16 protein-coding genes are annotated in these 18,988 nt (G+C 74.4%); 5 read left to right on the top strand and 11 right to left on the bottom strand.

The window, feature by feature from the left end:
- Nucleotides 1–278: 278 nt before the first annotated feature.
- Nucleotides 279–1,058, top strand: coding sequence for an SDR family NAD(P)-dependent oxidoreductase (locus MicB006_RS20970; RefSeq protein WP_116508387.1), 780 nt, complete (start codon nt 279–281; stop codon nt 1,056–1,058).
- An 85-nt stretch (nt 1,059–1,143) separates the two neighbouring features.
- On the opposite strand, the gene MicB006_RS20975 is transcribed toward MicB006_RS20970, so the two are convergent.
- Genes MicB006_RS20975 through MicB006_RS20990 form a run of 4 tightly spaced genes read right to left on the bottom strand, consistent with a single transcriptional unit; the run spans nt 1,144 to nt 6,864 of the window.
- A complete protein-coding gene (locus tag MicB006_RS20975) occupies nt 1,144–4,581 on the bottom strand; it encodes an SCO7613 C-terminal domain-containing membrane protein (RefSeq protein WP_116508389.1) in 3,438 nt (1,145 codons plus the stop codon).
- A gap of 47 nt (nt 4,582–4,628) precedes the next feature.
- Complete coding sequence (gene cutA / locus MicB006_RS20980; RefSeq protein WP_073828716.1) at nt 4,629–4,949, bottom strand: divalent-cation tolerance protein CutA; 321 nt, start codon at nt 4,947–4,949, stop codon at nt 4,629–4,631.
- 56 nt (nt 4,950–5,005) lie between these two features.
- Nucleotides 5,006–6,031, bottom strand: a complete 1,026-nt coding sequence (locus tag MicB006_RS20985; protein WP_116508391.1) for a 1-acyl-sn-glycerol-3-phosphate acyltransferase — start codon at nt 6,029–6,031, stop codon at nt 5,006–5,008.
- On the bottom strand, nt 6,031–6,864 hold the full coding sequence (locus MicB006_RS20990) for a patatin-like phospholipase family protein (protein WP_073828718.1): 834 nt from the start codon (nt 6,862–6,864) through the stop codon (nt 6,031–6,033). The genes MicB006_RS20985 and MicB006_RS20990 overlap by 1 nt, the downstream gene beginning before the upstream one ends.
- A 177-nt stretch (nt 6,865–7,041) precedes the next feature.
- Between MicB006_RS20990 and MicB006_RS20995 the strand changes: the two genes are divergently transcribed.
- Nucleotides 7,042–8,496 (top strand): serine/threonine-protein kinase, encoded by a 1,455-nt coding sequence (locus MicB006_RS20995; RefSeq protein WP_116508393.1) that lies wholly within the window; start codon nt 7,042–7,044, stop codon nt 8,494–8,496.
- A gap of 4 nt (nt 8,497–8,500) precedes the next feature.
- Here MicB006_RS20995 and MicB006_RS21000 read toward each other — a convergent pair whose 3' ends face one another.
- The 7 genes from MicB006_RS21000 to MicB006_RS21030 all read right to left on the bottom strand — a co-directional run bounded on the left by MicB006_RS21000 (nt 8,501) and on the right by MicB006_RS21030 (nt 15,856).
- Nucleotides 8,501–9,613 carry a glycosyltransferase family 4 protein gene (locus tag MicB006_RS21000; RefSeq protein WP_370013502.1) on the bottom strand — a complete coding sequence of 371 codons (1,113 nt, stop codon included), beginning with the start codon at nt 9,611–9,613 and terminating at the stop codon, nt 8,501–8,503.
- Nucleotides 9,614–9,701: 88 nt separating this feature from the next.
- On the bottom strand, nt 9,702–10,373 hold the full coding sequence (locus tag MicB006_RS21005; RefSeq protein WP_116508396.1) for a BON domain-containing protein: 672 nt from the start codon (nt 10,371–10,373) through the stop codon (nt 9,702–9,704).
- 133 nt (nt 10,374–10,506) lie between these two features.
- The gene (locus MicB006_RS21010; protein WP_116508398.1) at nt 10,507–12,027 is read right to left on the bottom strand and encodes a S1C family serine protease; all 1,521 of its coding nucleotides are present in this window, start codon (nt 12,025–12,027) and stop codon (nt 10,507–10,509) included.
- A 62-nt stretch (nt 12,028–12,089) separates the two neighbouring features.
- Complete coding sequence (locus MicB006_RS21015) at nt 12,090–13,637, bottom strand: HAMP domain-containing sensor histidine kinase (protein WP_116508400.1); 1,548 nt, start codon at nt 13,635–13,637, stop codon at nt 12,090–12,092.
- Complete coding sequence (locus MicB006_RS21020; RefSeq protein WP_116508402.1) at nt 13,634–14,335, bottom strand: response regulator transcription factor; 702 nt, start codon at nt 14,333–14,335, stop codon at nt 13,634–13,636. Before MicB006_RS21020 ends, MicB006_RS21015 begins: the two co-directional genes overlap by 4 nt.
- A 64-nt stretch (nt 14,336–14,399) precedes the next feature.
- Nucleotides 14,400–15,020 (bottom strand): PadR family transcriptional regulator, encoded by a 621-nt coding sequence (locus tag MicB006_RS21025; RefSeq protein ID WP_073828724.1) that lies wholly within the window; start codon nt 15,018–15,020, stop codon nt 14,400–14,402.
- Nucleotides 15,017–15,856: a DUF4097 family beta strand repeat-containing protein gene (locus tag MicB006_RS21030; protein ID WP_073828725.1), complete on the bottom strand. Its 840-nt coding sequence runs from the start codon at nt 15,854–15,856 to the stop codon at nt 15,017–15,019. Before MicB006_RS21030 ends, MicB006_RS21025 begins: the two co-directional genes overlap by 4 nt.
- 467 nt (nt 15,857–16,323) lie before the next feature.
- Here MicB006_RS21030 and MicB006_RS21040 point away from each other — a divergent pair, with 467 nt between their 5' ends.
- The 3 genes from MicB006_RS21040 (at nt 16,324) to MicB006_RS21050 (ending at nt 18,882) form a co-directional block, all read left to right on the top strand.
- Nucleotides 16,324–16,980, top strand: a complete 657-nt coding sequence (locus MicB006_RS21040; RefSeq protein ID WP_116508404.1) for a hypothetical protein — start codon at nt 16,324–16,326, stop codon at nt 16,978–16,980.
- A 139-nt stretch (nt 16,981–17,119) separates the two neighbouring features.
- A complete protein-coding gene (locus MicB006_RS21045; protein WP_370013359.1) occupies nt 17,120–18,061 on the top strand; it encodes an ABC transporter ATP-binding protein in 942 nt (313 codons plus the stop codon).
- Nucleotides 18,058–18,882: an ABC transporter permease gene (locus MicB006_RS21050; RefSeq protein WP_116508405.1), complete on the top strand. Its 825-nt coding sequence runs from the start codon at nt 18,058–18,060 to the stop codon at nt 18,880–18,882. The genes MicB006_RS21045 and MicB006_RS21050 overlap by 4 nt, the downstream gene beginning before the upstream one ends.
- Nucleotides 18,883–18,988 lie beyond the last annotated feature (106 nt).

Below are 18,988 nucleotides of genomic sequence, written 5' to 3' on the forward strand. Positions count from 1 at the left end.
GATGCCGCGAGCCACGCTCTCGTACGCGACTCTCCGTCACCGATTATGGTGACGGCCGTCGCCGTGGGTAATCCCGCATACCCCCGACTCCGGGGTGGTGCTGTCCCTACCCCGCCGGGCCGGAGCGGCGCAAACGATCTTCGTCACACCGCCGCGAGCTCTCGCGCCGGTGGGCGCACCCCCTCTGACCAGCTAATCTGTACGTAAAGATGAGGGCCATTCATCCGAACGGTCAGCCGTGCCGGACGCACGGTCATCGACAGACGGGAGACAGCGCGGTGCGTGGATTGACAGACAAAGTGGTGCTCGTGACGGGCGGCGGCTTCAGCCCGGACCAGGTCGGCTCCGGGCTCGGCATGTCCATGTGCGTCGAGCTGGCCGCCGAGGGCGCGAAGGTCGTCGTCTCCGACCTCTCCCTGGAGCGCGCCGAGGCGACTGTCACGCGCGTCAAGGAAGCCGGCGGCGACGCGGTGGCGGTGGCGGCCGACGTCACCGACGAGGACTCGGTGCGCGCCATGGTGAGCGCAGCCCTCGACGCGTACGGGCGCATCGACGTGCTGGTGAACAACGCCGGCGTGTTCGGCGCGTACGTGCCGCTGCTGGAGATCGAGAACAACCAGTGGGACCGCGTCATGGAGGTCGACCTGAAGGGCGTCTTCCTCGCGACGAAGGCCACGCTGCCGCACATGCTGGAGCGCGGCAAGGGTGTCGTGATCAACGTGTCGTCGGCGTCCGGCGTGGTCGCCAGCGAGGTCGGCGCGGAGTACACCACCGCCAAGCACGGCGTCATCGGGCTCACCAAGCAGATCGCCTACGACTACGGTCACCAGGGCATCCGCGCTGTCGGCATCGGTCCCGGCGTCATCAAGACCGCCGCCTTCGAGGGCGCGGAGATCACCAGCGACTTTCCGTTCTACGACCTCACCATGCAGGCGCCCGCCGGCCGGTACGGCGAGCCGCACGAGATCGCCCGCGCGGTCTGCTTCCTCGCCAGCGACGACGCGTCCTTCATCCACGGCCACACCATCCCGGTCGACGGCGGTTCGCCGATCAGGTGAGGCGAGCGGACCCGGCATCCGCCCCGGTCGCTCTGCGCGGCGAAGCCCTCTCACCACTGTGCGTGAGAGGGCTTCGCCGCGTGGATCAGCTGAGCCGGGCGACGGCGTCGCGCAGCCGGACCACGTCGCGCCGGCGCCGCTCGTAGGTGGCGGCCAGCCCGATCAGCAGCAGCCCGCCGAGGCCCAGGAAGATCCAGCGCGGCAGCAGGTCCCAGCCCCGGGCCAGCTCGTGCAGCGCCAGCGGCACCAGCGTGGCCGCACCCAGCACCACCGGCGCCTGCCAGCGCCGGGCCGCCCCCGCGAACACCACTGCCACCGCCGCCGCGCCGAGCGCCAGCCGCCGCCACGGCTGCGGCTCAGCGAGGACCAGCACCGACACGAGGCTCGGCAGCAACGCCGCGCCGAGCCCGGGGCCGAGCGCCAGCCAGCTGGTCAGCCCGGGCCGGCGCCGCAGTGCCAGCACCCCGGCGCCCAGGGCGAGCGCCGCCGCCGGCAGCGTGTACGCCTCCAGCACGACCACCCCGCGCGCTGCGAGCACCAGCCAGCCGCCGATCAGCTCGCTGCCCGCCGCGACCGCGGCCAGCACCCGACGCCCGTCCGGCGACTCGGCCCGGCGCAGCACCCGGACCGCGACGGCCACGCCCCACAGCACGCAGACCGCCGCCGCGTGCCGCAACGAGCCGCCCGCGAGCAGCAGCGCGAGCAGCGCCACTGCCTGCGCCGCCGCCTCCAGCGCCCACGCGCCGGCCCGCCCTGCGCTGCCCGGGCCGCCCGATCGCACCCCGCGCAGCAGTGGCGCCGCGTGCAGCGTCACGGCCGCGACGGCAAGGACCGCGAACGCCCCGGTACGCAGCGACTGCCCGGCCGTGAGCGACGCGACGACGGCGAACCCGGTGGCCGCCGCGACGGCGCCCAGCCACCCCACGATCCGGACCACCGCCGGCCGCCCGGCCATCCCGGTCACCGCACCGGCCACCACCAGCACACCGAGCGCGGTGAGCGTCCCGGCCCGGGTGGCGACCAGGCCGCCGAACCCGGGAACCGCCAGCACCACGGCCAGCGGCACGAGCACCGCCCGGTACGCGCCGGTGAGCGCGGCGGCCAGCAGCGCGGCCAGCCCGATCCCGAACGCCGTCGCCGGCACCACCGGCCAGGGCGCGCCGGCCGCCTCGGCCAGGACGGGCAGCGCCACCGCGCCGAACGGCGCCCCGGCGACCCACCACGCGACGCGGCGATCCGTCGCGGCGTACGCCCCGGCGGCGGCGCCCAGGAGCAGCAGCACCAGCCCGGCGCGGGCGGTCTCGGCAGACGCCGCCGCGGCGGCGGGCACCCCGGACCCGGGCCGCACCGGCAAATCCGCGAGCACCAGCAGCACGGTCCGTGCGGTGGCCAGCAACGCCACCACGGCCAGCGCGGCGCCCACCGCGCGCGGGGCGGCCGCCGGCCGGGAGCCGCCCCCGGCGGCGAGCGCCAGCAGGACTCCCGCCGCCGCGTACAGCGCCACCGGTTCCCCGCCCGGCGCGACGAGCGGCACGAGGCCGGTCCCGGCGAGCGCCACGGCGAGCCCCGTCGAGGCGTACCCGGTCAGGTCGGTCCACAGGCGACGGACGGCGAGGACGATGACGACCGGCACCACGACGGCGGCGGTGGCGCCCCGCAGTTGCCACCACAGCGGCGCGCCGAGGCCGAACAGCGCGACGGCCACCGCCGCCGGTACGGCGACCAGCGCCACCGCCAGCGCGACACCGCCGACGACCGGCTGCGCGCCCAGCCCGCGCCGGCCCAGCCCGGCCACCGTCACGCCGAGCAGCGCCGTCACGGCGAGCACCGCCACCGCCCCGGCGGGCGCGGCGAAGCCGACCAGCAGCGCGTGCCCGAGCAGCACCGCACCGGCCGAGGCGGCGACCGGGACGGCCACCCGGCCCGGGCGCGGCCGGGCCACCGCCGCCAGCAGCAGCGCGGCGGCCGTCGCGAGGTCCACGACCAGCACAAGCGGCCACGGCGTCGCCGTCACGGCCGGCGCGGCGAGCGCGACCAGCCCGGCGGCGATCACGCCGACCAGCGGCCGGGCGGCCCGGGGCGTCAGCAGCGCCACCGCGCCGGCGGTCAGCAGCAGGGCCGCCGGGAGCTGCCAGCCCCAGGACGGGACCGGCACGTCCCGCCCGCCCTGCCAGGCCGGGAACGAGGCACTCGCGGTGGCCGCGCCGACCAGGCCGGTGAGCACGACCGCGACCTGGCCCAGCGCGGCGGCCACCGCGAGCGCGCCCACCCGCGGGCCGGTCCGGACCGACGCCGGCAGCGCCCGCACCGCACCGGCCAGCGCCGCGACCACGAGCGCGGCGGCGACCAGCAGCAGCCCGGGACGCAGCTCGGCGACCGGCCGGATCAGCGCGACCGCCAGCACCGGCACCAGCAGCCCGGCGGTCGTCGCCCGCCACGTCCGGCCACCCGCGGTGAGCGCGCCGACGAGCAGGGCCAGCGCCACCACCAGCAGCGGGCCACCGGCCAGCAGCGGCGTGCCCGCCGCGTGGCCGACCGCCAGCGGCACCAGCGCGCAGCCGGCCGCCAGGACCAGCGCCGCGCCGTGCCCGATCCAGCCCAGCGCCTGCCCGGCCACCAGCGCGCCGCGCCTGTCGGAGGTCCGGTGGCGCAGCACGGCCACCACCACGAGGTCGCCGAGCGCCACAGCGGTCAGCACCAGCGCCCAGCCGGCGGCAGTGGGCCGGAACGCCGCAGCGGCCAGCGGCAGCACCGGCTGCGCGAGCAGCCACGCCGCGAACCAGGGCGCGGCGAGGCGGCTGATCAGCCCGTACCCGGCCGCGACGGCCGCGCCGGTGGCCGCGACGAGCGCCGCGTAGCGGCTACCCGGCAGGCCGGTGACCCCGAACAGGTTCACCGACCAGGCGGCGTACCCGTCCAGGACCACCAGCAGCAACCCCACCGAGGCGAGCGTCTCGGCGGTGCCGCGCAGCCCGCGCGCCCGGGCGACGAGCGGCGCGGCCAGGGCCAGCGCGGTGACCGCGAGCAGCACCAGCGCCCGGCCGGTCACCCCGAACGTGGCCCAGGCGACAGCGGTGAACACCACGGCGGCGGTGCCGAGCAGCAGTCCACCCAGGACGAAGAGCAGCCCCTGCACCGCCCGGGTGGAGGTTTCCGCGCCGCCGGGGCGTACCGGAGCGGCGGGCGCAACCACACGCGGCGGCGGCGCCGGCGCGGCGACCGGGAGCGGCGCGGGGCCGGCGGCCTGCGGCACGGGCACGGTGACCGGGCCCGGCACGGGGATCTCCTGACGGATCCGGGCGGCCAGCGCCGACCGCCGCTGCCGGGCCGTGGACAGGCGGCCGGACAGATCGTGGTACGCGAGCCGGGCCGCCTCGACGCGCGGCACCAGCTCGGTGATCTCCCGGTCCAGCCGGATCACCTCGGCGGCGGGCGGATAGGGCGGGCGGCCGCAACCGCGGCATCCGGCGGTGAGGTCGGCCGGAGCGCCGCATCCGGGGCAGGGGTAGCCGGTGTTCTCCACCCGGCCAGCTTCGCGGGCGGCGGGGCGGACGGACAGAGTAGGAGTACCTAGGGCCGGGTCTGCTCGTGCACCCAGGCGGTGTAACCGGGGTTGCCGCTGCCCTCCCGGCTGACCAGGATCTCCGGTACCTCGTACGGGTGGTTGGCGCGGAGCTGGTCGACCAGCGCGTCCACCCGGTCCGGCGCGGTCTTGAACCGCACCTGCCACTCGGCAGTGGTCTGGATCGCCGACTGCCACCAGTAGGTGCTGTCCACCGGCCCGCCCACCTGGGCGCAGGCCGCCAGCCGGCCGGCGACGGCCGCGGCCGCCAGCACGTCCGCGACCCCGCGGGCGTCCACCACAGTCGTCACCACGCAGATCTGGTCCACCAGCGCACCCTACGCGGCGGACCTGGCACCGCGCTGAACACGCGCGGCGATTGCGCTCAGGCGTCGTCTGCCGTGCCGTTGCGGTTGGCCGCGATCCAGGTGTCGATGCGGGCCCACCAGTCGAACAGCCAGTCGATGCGCTCCTGCTTGCCGGCCGGGATCTCCTCCGGCGGCACCGACCAGAAACGCATCACGATCCGCTTGTCCATCGGCAGCTCGCGCCACACGTCGGCGACCGTGAGCATCTGGTCCAGGCCGGTGTGCGCCACGAAGATCACCCCGGCGTCCGGCGCGGCGTCGAGCGCGGCGAGCAGCCCGCCCGGCTGCGGGGCGAGCACGTGCCGCATCCGCTCGGCGCGGCGCGCCATCCGCTCCAGCCCGAGCCCGCGGAGCCGGTCGATCGCGCGCAGCCGCCGCGACGGGGTGAAGTTGCCCCCCTCCGGGAAGATCACGAACGCGTCGTCGTCGTCCAGGCCGGTTGCCAGGTGCCCGACCTGCCGGGTCACCGAGTCGCGCCCGTCCGGCCCGGCCGCTATGAACCGGTTGGGCAGCCGGTTGAGCAGCACGTCGATGGCCGGATCCCACTGGAGCGTCTCCTTGAGCACGATCCGGGGTTCCCGGTTGAACCAGTTCACCAGCGCGTGGATCAGGATGAACGAGTCGCCGGGCCCGGCGTGCCGGCAGACCACCAGTTCGGGGCGGCCGGGCAGGGCGGTGTCCGGGTCGGTGCCGACCACGTCGATGCTCAGCCGCAGCGTCCACCGGGCCTGCCAGAACATCACCCGCAGGAACCACCCGGCGAGCACGTAGTGGGCCCGCTGGAAGGCCGGCGACCGCTTGTAGACGCCGAAGCCCGAGGCCAGCCAGAGCAGGAAGAGGGCGAGCAGCGCGGCGGCGTCCCAGACCAGGTAGACGGTGCCGATCCAGAGCAGCCGCAGCGGGCGCAGCCGCCCCGGCACCAGCGGCGACGCGGCGAGCGCGAGCAGCGCCCAGGCCGGAAGCGTGGTCACCACGAAGAAGGCGAGCAGCACCACTCCGGGCGCGAGCACCAGCCGGCGGAGCCAGCGGGGCGGCAACGGCATCAGCGCTCCAGCGCGGTGTCCAGGTATCGGCGGGAGGCAGTGTACGCGCGACTGATCCGCCGTCCCACCGCCGCGGTGTCCCGGTACGCCCACGGGCTGTCGTCGCGCGGCTCCAGCCCGCCGGTGGGCAGCACGTGCACCTCCACGCCCTCGGGCAGCGCCGCCATCTCCCGCGCGAACCGGTGCCGGCGGGCGATCTCGAACGCCACCTGGGCGATCTCCCAGGGGCGGCGCGGCGGGCTCAGCTCGCGCTCTATCCGGCCCACCTGGAGCACGAAGATCTGCTTCGCGCCGAGCAGCACCGCCTCGCCGACCGGGATCGAGTTGACCACCCCGCCGTCGATGTAGTGCTGGCCGTCGATCTGGGTCGGAGGCAGCAGCCCGGGCACCGAGGCGGAGGCGAGCACCGCCGGCACCAGCGGTCCGCTGTGGAACCAGTGCTCGGCGGCGCGTTCGATGTTCGCGGCGCAGCAGCGGAACGGCACGGCCAGGTCGGCGAAGGTGGTGTCCTCGCCCAGTGTGCTCTCCAGCAGGCGGTACAGCGGCCGGGGCGAGTGCAGATGGGTACGGGCGGCGAACCGGCGCAACTGCCGGGCGACCGAGTCGCCGTACACCTCGCTGGCCTCCGGGGAGGCCCAGAGCCGGACCAGCCGGTCGGTGACCGCCTCGGTCGGGTCGGCGGCCACCAGGGCGCCGTTGACCGCGCCGATCGAGGTGCCCAGCACCAGGTCGGGTTTGATCCGGGCGCGGAACAGGGCGCGCAGCATCCCCACCTCGACCGCGCCGAGCACTCCCCCGCCGCCGAGCACGAACGCCACCGGACCCGCTGCCATGACGTTCATCCTGGCACGCGGCCCACAACCGGCCGGGCGGGCGTCCCCGCTGGTCCCGGCGGTGACCGGGAGCCATCGCGAATGCGCGCCCCGCAATCGACGCCGCGAGGACTGTTGACAGGTAAGACACATTCACGCAACCTGATAGCGCTCCCGAGCCCAGGCAGGTGCGAGCTGATGGCGACACTCCAGGCCGGCCGTCTGCTGGCCCGTCGGTACCGGCTCATCGACCGGATCGGCGCCGGTGGCATGTCGGTGATCTGGCGAGCCCGGGACGAGGTGCTCGACCGGGTGGTGGCGGTCAAGGTGCTCGCGCCCTCACTCGCCGCCGACGCCCGGTTCCGCGACATGGTGCGCGAGGAGGCCCGCTCGGCCGCCCAGCTCGACCATCCACATGTCACGGCCGTGCACGACTACGGCGAGACGGTGGCGCCGGACGGCTCGATCACCTCGTTCGTGGTGATGGAGCTGCTCGCCGGCGAGGAGCTGGAACACCGGCTCACCGAAGGGCCGCTGCAGTGGCCGGCAGCGGTGGAGACCGGCGCCCAGGTGGCCGAGGCGCTCGCCGCGGCGCACCGGCTCGGCATCGTGCACCGGGACGTGACACCGGCCAACGTGATGATGACCCGCACCGGGGCGAAGGTCCTCGACTTCGGCATCGCCACCCGGATCGGGACGCCGGACGACGACGAGGACGGCGGCACGTTCGGCACCCCGGCGTACGTGGCGCCGGAACGGCTGGACGGGGCGCCGGCCCAGCCGGCCACCGACGTCTACTCGCTCGGTGTGCTGCTCTTCGAGACGCTGACCGGGCAGCCGCCGTACCCGGCGGAGACCTGGGAGCAGCTCAGCGCCGCGCTCGCGGAGAGCCCGGAGCCCAGCCTGGACGGCGTACCGGGACTGCCCGGACCGGTCGCGGAGATCTGCCTGCGCTGCCTGGCCCGCGACCCGCGACGGCGGCCCAGCGCGCACCGGGTGGCGGCCGTGCTGCGCGACCAGATGCTGCCCGCCGACCCGCAGGCCGCCACCATGCTGGCGCCGACCATGACGCTGCCCGCGCTGCCGCCCCCGCCTGCTCCCCCGCTACCCGGGCCGGCCGCGGACCCGCTCCCGCCGGACACCCCGGCCGCCGCGCCGGGCCGGCGGCGCGTCCTCGTGCTGGCGGCGGCCGGCGTGGCGGTGGTCGCGGCCGCCGCGCTGCTCGTGCCCGCGCTGACGCCGGACCGGCCGGACGACCCCCGGGTGCTGCCGACCGCCGGGCCGGTCCAGCCGCCGACCACCGTCCCGCCCGCGGCGGCGCCGCCGGTCACCACGGCGCCGGCCGCGCCGTCGAGCGCGCCCCCCACCGGCGGCAACCGCCCGCCCGCGACCGGCCAGGCCGACGCCGCCGAACGCGTCGACGGGCTGATCGAGGCCGGGCTGGCGGAGGGCCAGATCCGCGAGGACGTCGGGGTCGACCTGCGCAACCTGCTGCGCAACGCGGTCGCCGCGAGCGGTGAGGGCGAGGTGACCGCCGCCGTGGACCGGCTCCGCGCCAAGATCGACGAACGTCGGCGCGAGGGCAGCATCACCCCCGGGTACGCGCGGCGACTCGACGCCGCCGCCGCGGAACTCGTGGCCGGGCAGACCTGACGGGTCAGCCCGCGACTGCCGGCGCGACGGCCCGGGGCGCCCGCGTGCCCGCTCGCGCGGCCAGGAAGCCCCGGTAGACCGCCTCGTAGTCGGCGGCCATCCGCCCCACCGAGAAGTTCTCCGCGACGTGGGCGACGGAGTCGGCCGGATCCAGGTCGGCCGCCGCCAGCAGGGCCGCCGGCAGCTCGTCGGCGTCGTCGCAGACGAAGCCGGTGACCCCGGAGCGGACCAGCTCCGGCACCGCGCCCCGGCGCAGCGCCACCACCGGGGTGCCGGTCGCCATCGCCTCCACCATCACCATGCCGAACGGCTCCGCCCACTGGATCGGCATGATCAGGCAGCGGGCCTCCACCAGCAGCCGCCACGCGGCCTCGCGGTCGGCGTTCAGCACGAGCGTGACGTCCTCGCCCAGCAGCGGCCGTACCACCTGCTCCAGATAGCGGCGCTCGCCCGGCTCGTTGCACTTGCCGGCCAGCGTGAGCGGCAGCCCGGCCGCGCGGCACGCCGCGATCGCCACGTCCGGTCCCTTGTCCGGGCTGAACCGGGCCAGCCAGAGCACCGGTCCCGTCCCGGGCGCCCCCTTGCGCGGCACGTCCCGCAGCGGCATCGCGTTGTGCACGGTGCCGGCCCAGGGCAGCCCCGGATTCGCCCGGCGCTGCGCGTGCGAGATGGCGACCAGGCCCACCCCCCGGTCGGTGTTGCCGAGCACCGTGCCGTACTCGCCCACCGGATTGCCGTGCACAGTCGCCACTGTGGGCACCCGGCGGCGTCCGGCCACCAGCGGGCCGATCGTGCTGTGGTCGTGCACCAGGTCGAAGTCCGCCGGGCCGATCAGGCGGTCGACCTGGGCCAGGTGCGCCAGCTCGGGCAGCGACTCGCCCATCCGCTCGTACTGCAACTCGTCACAGGTGGAGACGAAGTCGGCCGAGGTGCCGTGCCCGGTCCCGGCTCCGAACAGCGTCACCGCGTGGCCCCGCTCGACGAGCGCGTCGACCAGCCCCGCGACCAGCGTCTCCAGCCCGCCGTAGCCGGGCGGCGGCACCGACAGCCAGGGCGGCACCACCATCGCGATCCGCAGCGGCCCGGCCTGCCCGCGCTCCGAGGACTGCTGGTTCACGGCCACGAGTCCTCCCCGCTCGGTCCCCGGCGTACCCGCTGGGCCGCGGGTTCCCGGCCCGGCCCGCGGTAAACGACGCCCCGGCGGCTCAGCCGGACACCACGATCCCGACGTGCACCTCGCGTACGCCCGGCAGGGCCCAGGCGGCCCGTTCCGCCTCCTCGCGCTGCCACCAGGCGCCCACCACGCCGTCGAGCACCACCGTGTCGCCGTCGACCCGGGCGTCGATCCGCTCGGTGCCGGTACGCCGCAGCAGCAGGCGGCGCAGGTCGAGGCGCTGCTGCTCGTCGCTGGGCGGGGCCGGGGGCCGTACCTCGATCAGGTTCGTCAACCCGCGTACGCCGCGCAGCCGGCGCAGCTCACGTTCGGCGGTCCGGCTCTGGAAGCCGAACTCCACAGCGCCCCGGAGCATGACCCAGCCGTCGGCGACTGTCACGTCCAGCCGCTCGGCCGGCACGAAGCTGTCCCACTCCAGCGCCCGGCTGGCCGCGATCGCGACGTCGGCGTCGGTACGCCGGTCCGTGGCGGTCAGGTCGACCTCCAGGTCACTGGCGACCGCGCGCACTCCGCGTACCCGGTGGGCGCAACGCTCGACGGCCCACCGCCGCGCGTAGCTGTCCACCCGCCCGGCCAGCGTGACCACGCCCCGGTCGACGGTGACGGCGACCTCGGTGGCCCTGGTCTGCGCGTCCCAGTCCAGTTCGGCGAGGACGTCGCGCTGGATCTGCTGGTCGGTGCGCACGGCGGACGTGATGGTCATGCCCCCAGCGTGGCCCCGGCGCGGGTGAGCCGGTCTCACCCGCGCCGGGTGAGAAAGAGGAGGGGCGGCGGGCGACGGAGCCAACCCCCTTGGCTCCGCCGCCCGCCGCCCAGGAGGGAGGCAGGTCTTCGGACTATGACGTCTCGGCGAGCGTCACGGTTGCGGTCTCGGCGGATCCGTTTCGCTTGTACTCGACCTCGACCCGGTCGCCGACCTTGCCGGCCTGCACCGCGCCGACCAGATCGTTCGAGTCGTTGATCACCTTGTCGCCGAACTTGGTGATCACGTCGCCGCGCTGGATCCCGGCCTTCTCGGCGGGGCTGCCAGGGGTGACGGCGGCGACGAGCGCGCCGCCGTCCTCGGCGCCGTTCACGCTCACCCCGAGCGAGGGGTGGCTGATCTTCTCGCCGCGCTGGAGCTTCTCGGCCACGTCCTTGGCCTTGTTGCTCGGGATGGCGAAGCCCACGCCGATGTTGCCGGTGCTGCCCTGCCCGGCGGTGGCGATGGCGGTGTTGATGCCGATCACCTCGCCCCGGGTGTTGACGAGCGCGCCGCCGGAGTTGCCCGGGTTGATCGGGGCGTCGGTCTGCAGCAGGCCGGAGATCGAGCTGGCGCCCTGCTGCGGGTTCTGCTGGCCGCTGCCCGCCTGGATGGTGCGGTCGCGGGCGCTGAGGATGCCGGCGGTGACCGAGCCCTGCAGGCCGAGCGGGCTGCCCAGGGCGAGCACCTGGTCACCCACCTGCATGGCGTCGCTGTCGCCGAACTTCGCCGCCTTCAGGTCGCTCACCCCGCTGGCCTGGACCACCGCGAGGTCGGTCTTCGGGTCGGTCCCGACGATCTTGGCGGACGCGCTCTTGCCATTGGCGAAGACCACCCGGACGGTGTCGCCGCCGGCGCCGGCGACCACGTGGTTGTTCGTCAGCACGAACCCGTCGGCGCTGAGGATCACCCCGGATCCCTCACCGCTGCCCGTCATGATCGTGACGATGCTGTCCTGGACGGAAGCCGCGATCTTGGGCAGGTCGGCGCTGTTGATGATCGGAGCGGCGGAGTAGGTACGGGTCGGGCCGTCCGGGTCGAGCGCGAGGGCCAGCGCGCCGCCGGCCACGCCCGAGCCGAACATCAGGGCCAGCGCCAGCGCGCCGGCGCCGATGAACTTCCCGGCCCGGCTGGGCCGCGCCGGCTGCGGCGCGCCCCACGGCGGGGTCGGCTGCCCGGCCTGGTACGGCTGGTAGCCCTGCTGCGCGTGCTGCGCGTGCTGTCCCTGGTACGGCTGCGCCTGGTACGACGGGACCGGCCCGCCGCTGTGCGGCGCCGACGGATAGCCGGAGCCGCCCTGCTGCTGGGCCCAGCCGTGCTGCTGCTGGTGCTGGTGCTGCTGGCCGTACCAGGGGTGGTGCTGCTGCGCCGCGGCCTGGTACGGCGTCCCGCCCTGCGGCGGATACGGGCCGGCCGGCGCGGCGGCGGGGTTCGTGGTTCCGGGCTGCGCCGTGGTTCCGGCGGCCGGGGCGTCGGCCAGAACCGGCGCGGCGGCCGGGGTGTTCGAGGAGTCCGACGTCCCGCTCTCGACGCGGGGCAGCTCGGCGGTGTGGTGCGACGGCTCGGCGTCGGCGGGGGCCGGCGACCGCTGCGGATCGGTCTCGTGGTCGGTCATGGCACCAGTTTTCCCCGTGGCACTGTCATCAGCCTGGAATCCGCCTGGAAGTTTTCTGAACGTCACTCGCCCGGCTCCGGCGCCTCGGGCAGCAGCGGCAGCTTCACCCGGAACGTCGCCCCGCCACCGGGAGTCTCGTCCACCTCGACGGTGCCGTGGTGCGCGGCCACGAGCGCGGCCACGATGGCCAGGCCGAGGCCGGTGCTGATCGGCCCGCCCGCCCGCCGGGTACGCGCGGCGTCCACCCGGTAGAACCGCTCGAAGACCCGCTCGGCCTGCTCCGGCGTGAGGCCGGGACCGGTGTCCGCCACCTCCACCACGGCGAGGTTGCCCGCCTCCGCCCGCAGCCGCAGCGTCACCGAGGCATCGGACGGGGTGTGGGTGAGCGCGTTCGTCATCAGATTGCCGATCACCTGGCGCAGCCGGGCGTCGTCGCCGAGCACCACCAGCGGGCCGGCGCCGGGCGCCCGCTCCAGCTCGATGCGCCGGTCCGGGTCGACCACCCGGGCCGCCTCCACCGCGTCCGAGGCCAGCACCGGCAGCTCCACCGGGGCCAGCGCGATCGGCCGTTCCCGGTCCATCCGCGCCAGCAGCAGCAGGTCCTCCACCAGCAGCCCCATCCGGGACGCCTCGTCCTCGATGCGGCGCAGCAGGTCGGCGGTCTGCTCCGGCGCGCGCGCCGCGCCCTGCCGGTACAGCTCGGCGAAGCCCCGGATGGTGGTCAGCGGCGTCCGCAGCTCGTGCGAGGCGTCGGCGATGAACTGCCGCATCCGCTCCTCGGACCGGCGGGCCCGCGCCTCCGACGCCTGCGCGTACGCGGCCGCGTCCCGCGCGCCCATCTCGGCGCTGCGCGCCGCCGCCTCGGAGGCGGCCCGCGCGGTGAACGCGGCCTCGATCTGGGCCAGCATCGCGTTCAGCGCCCGGGACAGGCGGCCCAGCTCCGAGGTCGGGCACGGCCGTCCCATCTCCGGGTCGGGCACCCGCCGGGTCAGATCACCGCCGGCAATGGCAGCCGCCGTACGCTCTATCTCCACGAGCGGCTTCAGGCTGGTACGCACGATCCCGGCGCCGACGGACGCCAGCGAGATCAGCACCGCGCCGCCGACCAGGAGGTCGATCCACACCAACTGCCGCACGGCCATGTCGACATCGGTCAGATGTTCCCCGATCAACGCCATCTGCCCGTTCGGCAACTGGGTGTAGAGCACCCGCCAGCGAACCGAGCTGTCCCGCGCCCGGACGGTAAAAGGGTCTCCCTCCAGTTTCCGGAACCCGCTCACCTCGGTGGGCCAGCTCGGCAGGTCCCGCTCCTGGAACCGATCCGTGTCGTAGGCGATTCCGCCGTCGACCTCTCCGCTGCCCCGGCTGGTCAGCACCACGAGGTAGTCGCTGGGCAACGTGATACCGGTCGGCGGGATCGACTCGAACCGGTTCACCGAGTCGCTCAGCTCGGTGTCGATCTGCCCGACGAGATAGCTGCGCAGGAAATAGGCGGTAGACACGCTGATCACCACCAGGGCCGCGGCCACGAGCGCGAGGACCGAGGCGACGAGCTTCAGCCGGAGCGGGACGCTACGCAGCCTGCCCTTCGCGTCGTGGACGACGTTCACGCCGCCGGCTTGCGTAGCACGTATCCCACTCCCCGGAGCGTGTGGATCAGCCGCGGCTGCGTGTTGTCGACCTTGCGGCGCAGATAGGAGATGTACGACTCGACGATGTTGTCGTCACCGCGGAAGTCGTAGTTCCAGACGTGGTCGAGGATCTGCGCCTTGCTGAGCACCCGGTTGGCGTTGAGCATCAGGTAGCGCAGCAGCTTGAACTCGGTCGGCGAGAGCTGCACCCGCTGACCGGCGCGGTGCACCTCGTGCGTCTCCTCGTCCAGCTCCAGGTCGGCGAAGGTGAGCCGGGACGGCACCTGCTCACCGGTCGCGGTACGCCGCAGCACGGCCCGGATCCGGGCGGTCAACTCCTCCAGGCTGAACGGCTTGGTGACGTAGTCGTCGCCACCCAGGGTGAGCCCGCGGATCTTGTCGTCGGTGGCGTCGCGCGCGGTCAGGAAGACCACCGGGGTACGGGTGCCGCCTTCGCGGAGCATCCGGATGACCTCGAAGCCGTCCAGGTCGGGCAGCATCACGTCCAGCACGACCAGATCGGGCCGGTGGTCCTTGGCGGCGTTCAGCGCGGCGCTGCCGCTGGTCGCAGTGGCCACGTCGAAGCCCGCGAAGCGCAGGCTCGCGGAGAGCAGTTCGAGGATGTTGGGATCGTCCTCGACCACGAGCAGTCGAGCCTCCGTCTGGGTAGCCGCCATGGGCCCCATCATCCGCGCTCCGGCTGCGGCCGCGCTGGGTGGAGCCTGGAAACAACCTGTGAGATCAGCGGAACAGCCGCCGCAGCCCTTCCAGCGCCCCGTCGAGCATCCGGATCGCGGTGCGGAGCTGGTTGTCGCTGAGCCGCCGCGCCCGTACCAGCGCGCCGACCTCGACTGTGAACGCGGCCAGCCGCTTGTCGAACTCGGCGAGCAGCGGCGAGTCGTCCGGACGGGCCGACCCCCCGTCGCCGGCGGGCCGGGCCGTGGCAGAGGCCGTCCACGCGCCCTGCCGGGTCTGCCGGGCCACCTCACGCAGCTCGCGCTTCAGGTCGCGGACCGAGCCGCGTACCTCGTTGTGGATCTCACCGGCCAGCGCGGACAGGTCCTCGACCGCGGCGCCGATGTCGGCCTCCAGGGTCGACAGCTCGTCGGCGCGCTGCCGCAGCTCGGCGCGGCCCGCCTCGGTGATCTCGTAGACCTTGCGCCCGCCCGCGGCGGTGTGCGTGACCAGGCCCTCCGTCTCCAGCCGTTGCAGGCGGGGGTAGATGGTGCCGGCGCTGGGGGCGTACAGGCCGAGGAAGCGGTCCTCCAGCAGGCGGATCAGCTCGTATCCGTGCTTCGGGCCGTCGTCGAGCAGCTTCAGCAGGTAGAGCCGGAGCCGGCCGTGGCTGAACACGGCGGTCACGGCAGTTCCTCCACGTCCTCGGCGGTCGCGACCGGGCGGGCGAGCAGCGCGATGCTGCCGGAGGTCGCGGAGGCCCAGAGCCTACCCGCGCCCCCACCGAGCACGCCGTGGCTGTCCTTGATCGGGCCGAAGCCCCGCGGACCGGCCCCCACCTGGGGGAAGCCGCTGGTGATGCGGCCGGAGGTGGTGTGCAGGTGCACGGTGAGGTCGCTGTCCTCGCGGACCCGCACGGTGATGCTGCCGGAGATGGCGCTGAGCCGGATCTCGCTGCCGCGCGGGTTGTCCAGGTCGCAGGTGATCGAGCCGGAGACGGCGTGGGCGCGGACCCGCTCGGGCGCGCTGTCGGCGAGGATCAGCTCACCGGAGACCGTCTCCAGGTCGAGGTCGCCGCCGATGCCGAGCGCCTCGACCGGCCCGGAGATGACCTTGGCGCTGGTGCGCCCCCGCAGCCCTCGCAGGGTGACCTGGCCGGACGTGACGTCGACCTTGGTGTCCCCGCGCAGGCCGGAGGCGACGAGCGTGCCGTCCACCAGGTGCAGATCGGCGAGGACCTCGGCCGGCACGGCGATCGACACCTCGGCGCGATACCGGCGGTGGAGCGGGCCGAAGGACCAGAGCACCCCCGGCCACCGGGTGGACCGCTCGTGCTGCACGGTCAGCCGGCCGTCGCGCATCTCGACAAGGAGTGGCCGCCGGCCGATCCGGGTGACGTCGACCCGCGCCGGGCCATCGGTGGCGACCACGTTGAGCCGGCCGCTGACCAGCCGGACGTCGAGCCGGGTGACCGGCTCGTCCACCGTGATCCGCTGCGGGCTGTCGACCGTCCAGTTGGCCATGGCGTCCTCCCCTCGACGACGTACCGACCGACGGCACGTCGAGTGACGCGAGGAGCATAACGCGATACATCGCGACTGAACAAGATGCTATCGCGATAGTGTCGCGTCTCCGACGCGCGCCTCGGTCCGCCTCCGTCGCCTCATCCCACTGACAAGGATCACCTTTCCACACCCTGAGAAGCCGGTAGATCTTGGCAGCAAAAGGCCCTCATAGGGGCCCGTTTGCTACCAAGATCTCTGACGGTCCAGGTCCAGCGCTGCCGGGCGGCAGTCGGTGGCGGCCCGGAGCGCAGCGCCTCGGCCACGCGCGCGACGGTGGCGGGCAGGTCGCGCGGCCGGAACCGGTCCACGAAGACGGTGCCGGCGGCGTCGTGCGAACCGGGACGGCCGGTGCGGGGCGGGTGTGTGCGAGGCTGCCGGGCGGACCGCCGGCGAGGGCGCCGGCGGAGCTGAACCCGGAGGTGCGCATGCTGGTCGAGGCCCGTTTCCAGGGACCGGACGGTTCGGGCAACGGCGGCTGGAGTGCCGGGATCTTCGCCGCGCTGATCGACGACCGGGGGCCGGTGGAGGTCACGTTGCGCCGGCCGCCGCCGCTGGACACCCCGCTGACCGCCGCCGACGGCGAGGTACGCGACCCGGACGGCCAGTTGATCGCCCAGGTACGCCGGGTGGCGCCGGTCGAGGCGGTGGTGCCACCGGTGGACCGGGCGACGGCGGAGGACGCCGCGCGGGCGTACCCCGGTCTGCTGGACCACCCTTTTCCCCGCTGTTTCGTCTGCGGCCCGGCGCACCCGGACGGGCTGCGGATCTTCCCGGGACGGCTGCCGGACGGGCGGACCGCCGCGCCGTTCGACGCCCCGGCGGAGGTGACGCCCGCGACGGTGTGGGCGGCGCTGGACTGTCCGGGTGGCTGGGCGGTGCTCGCGCCCGGCCGCCCGTACGTGCTGGGGCGGATCGCCGCGCGGGTCACGGCGCTGCCACGACCCGGCGACGAGTGCGTGGTGACCGGCCTCGCGGTCGGCGGCGAGAAACGGAAGGCCGAGGTGCACACCAGCCTGTACGGTGCGGACGGCGCGCTGCTCGGCCGCGCCCGGGCCACCTGGGTGGCGCTGCCGACCGGCTGATCTCCTCCCTGAGGAGGACGGCGGGTACGCGTCCCGCCTGATTGACCCCCTTGCGCCGGGTTGGAAGGCTGTTGCCGGGTGCCCCCGCAACGGGCGCCCCCACCGGCGCGCGTCACGCCCGCCGGGGCAGGAGAGGAGAATGATGTCCGACGGGCAGCCACGCCCCAGTGCCGGGACCGGCCAGATCATCGTGTCCGGCCTGACCAAGCAATACAAGACCGTCCGCGCGGTGGACAATCTGTCGTTCACCGTCGAGCCGGGCCGGGTCACCGGCTTCCTCGGCCCGAACGGCGCCGGTAAGACGACCACGCTGCGCATGCTGCTCAACCTGGTGACGCCGAGCGCCGGCACGGCGACCATCGGCGGCAGCCGGTACGCCGACCTGGCCGACCCGCTGCGCACGGTGGGCGCGGTGCTGGAGGCGTCCAGCGCGCACAAGGGCCGCACCGGGATCAACCACCTTCGGGTGATCTGCGCGGCGGCCGGCCTGCCGAAGGAGCGCGCCGACGAGGCGCTCGCCCTGGTCGGGCTCTCGCCCGCGGCGAAGCGCAAGTTCAAGGGCTACTCGCTGGGCATGAAGCAGCGGCTCGGCATCGCCGCAGCGATGCTGGGCAACCCGCAGGTGCTGATCCTGGACGAGCCGGCCAACGGCCTGGACCCGGAGGGCATCCGCTGGATGCGCGGCTTCCTCAAGGGTCTCGCCGCCGAGGGCCGTACGGTGCTGGTCTCCAGCCACCTACTCTCCGAGATGCAGCTGCTCGCCGACGATGTCGTGATCATCGCGGCCGGCAAGCTGGTCCGGCAGGGCCCGGTCGACCAGGTGATGGCCTCGATGACGCACGGTGTCCGGGTGCGGGTGCGCACCCCGCAGGCCGACGAGCTGGCCACGGTGCTGCGCGAGCAGTCCGCCACCGTCGACGCCGACCCGCACGGAGCGCTGCTGGTCAGCGGCGTGGACGCCCCGACCGTGGGCCGGGTCGCGCTGGCCGCCAAGGTGGAGCTGCACGAGCTGACCACCGAGCGCCCCGACCTCGAAGGGGTCTTCCTGGAGCTGACGGCCGGAAAGGCGGAGATCCGATGACGCTTGTCCGATCCGAACTGCTCAAGATCCGTACCACCAGCACGTGGTGGATCTTCGGGCTGATCAGCCTGCCGCTCTGGGCGCTGGCGCTGCTGTTCAACTGGTTGCAGACCGACGCGCTGGCCGGCGGCGACCTGGGCGAGGTTCCGGCCGACCAGGCCGACCAGGTGCAGGCGATCTCCAGCGCCGACAGCCTGGCCGCGAACCTCTACACGAACGGCCAGTTCTTCGGCCTGCTCATCGTCCTGCTGCTCGGCATCGTGGTGGTGACCAGCGAGTTCTTCCACCAGACGGTGACCACCACGTTCCTCACCGCGCCGCACCGCACCGCGGTGATGCTGGCCAAGCTGGTCGCGGCCGGCGTGCTGGCGCTGCTGTTCTGGGTCGTCACCACGGCACTGAACCTGATCTTCGGGCCGATGATCCTGAATGCCACCAACGTGGGCACCCAGCTCGGCAGCGGAGAGGTCTGGGCGTCGGTCGCGCTCAACGGCCTGGCCTACCTGCTCTGGTCGGTGCTCGGCGTCGGGCTCGGCGTGCTGATCCGCAGCCAGATCGGCGCGACGGTGACCGGCATCCTGCTCTACCTGGGCGGCACCATCGGCGCGGCGATCGCCATCGGCCTGCTGGCCGGCCGCTTCGGCGACTGGATCAACCAGCTCCAGCTGCTGGTGCCGTCGCTGGCCTCCAGCCTGATGGTGGCCGGCACCGAGATCCCCGGCAACCCGCCCCGCTGGGCCGGCGCCGCGGTGCTGATCGGGTACGCGGTGGTGACCGGTGCGATCGGCATCGCCACCATCCGCAAGCGCGACATCTCCTGACCTCGCCGTCAGGCGGACCCCGGCCGGTGACACTCGTCACTGCCCGGGGTCCTCGTCGTCTAGCAGGAGTCGGTGGATCACGCAGCGTTTGCCGAACTTCTGGCAT

Source organism: Micromonospora sp. B006, assembly GCF_003408515.1.
GTDB lineage: Bacteria > Actinomycetota > Actinomycetes > Mycobacteriales > Micromonosporaceae > Micromonospora > Micromonospora echinospora_A.

Coding starts and splice junctions, on each gene's coding strand:
- MicB006_RS21050 (WP_116508405.1), top strand. CDS start 18,058: ATGACGCTTGTCCGATCCGAACTGCTCAAGATCCGTACCACCAGCACG.
- MicB006_RS21040 (WP_116508404.1), top strand. CDS start 16,324: ATGCTGGTCGAGGCCCGTTTCCAGGGACCGGACGGTTCGGGCAACGGC.
- MicB006_RS21030 (WP_073828725.1), bottom strand. CDS start 15,856: ATGGCCAACTGGACGGTCGACAGCCCGCAGCGGATCACGGTGGACGAG.
- MicB006_RS21010 (WP_116508398.1), bottom strand. CDS start 12,027: ATGACCGACCACGAGACCGATCCGCAGCGGTCGCCGGCCCCCGCCGAC.
- MicB006_RS20990 (WP_073828718.1), bottom strand. CDS start 6,864: ATGGCAGCGGGTCCGGTGGCGTTCGTGCTCGGCGGCGGGGGAGTGCTC.
- MicB006_RS20995 (WP_116508393.1), top strand. CDS start 7,042: ATGGCGACACTCCAGGCCGGCCGTCTGCTGGCCCGTCGGTACCGGCTC.
- MicB006_RS21020 (WP_116508402.1), bottom strand. CDS start 14,335: ATGGCGGCTACCCAGACGGAGGCTCGACTGCTCGTGGTCGAGGACGAT.
- MicB006_RS20985 (WP_116508391.1), bottom strand. CDS start 6,031: ATGCCGTTGCCGCCCCGCTGGCTCCGCCGGCTGGTGCTCGCGCCCGGA.
- MicB006_RS21045 (WP_370013359.1), top strand. CDS start 17,120: ATGATGTCCGACGGGCAGCCACGCCCCAGTGCCGGGACCGGCCAGATC.
- MicB006_RS21005 (WP_116508396.1), bottom strand. CDS start 10,373: ATGACCATCACGTCCGCCGTGCGCACCGACCAGCAGATCCAGCGCGAC.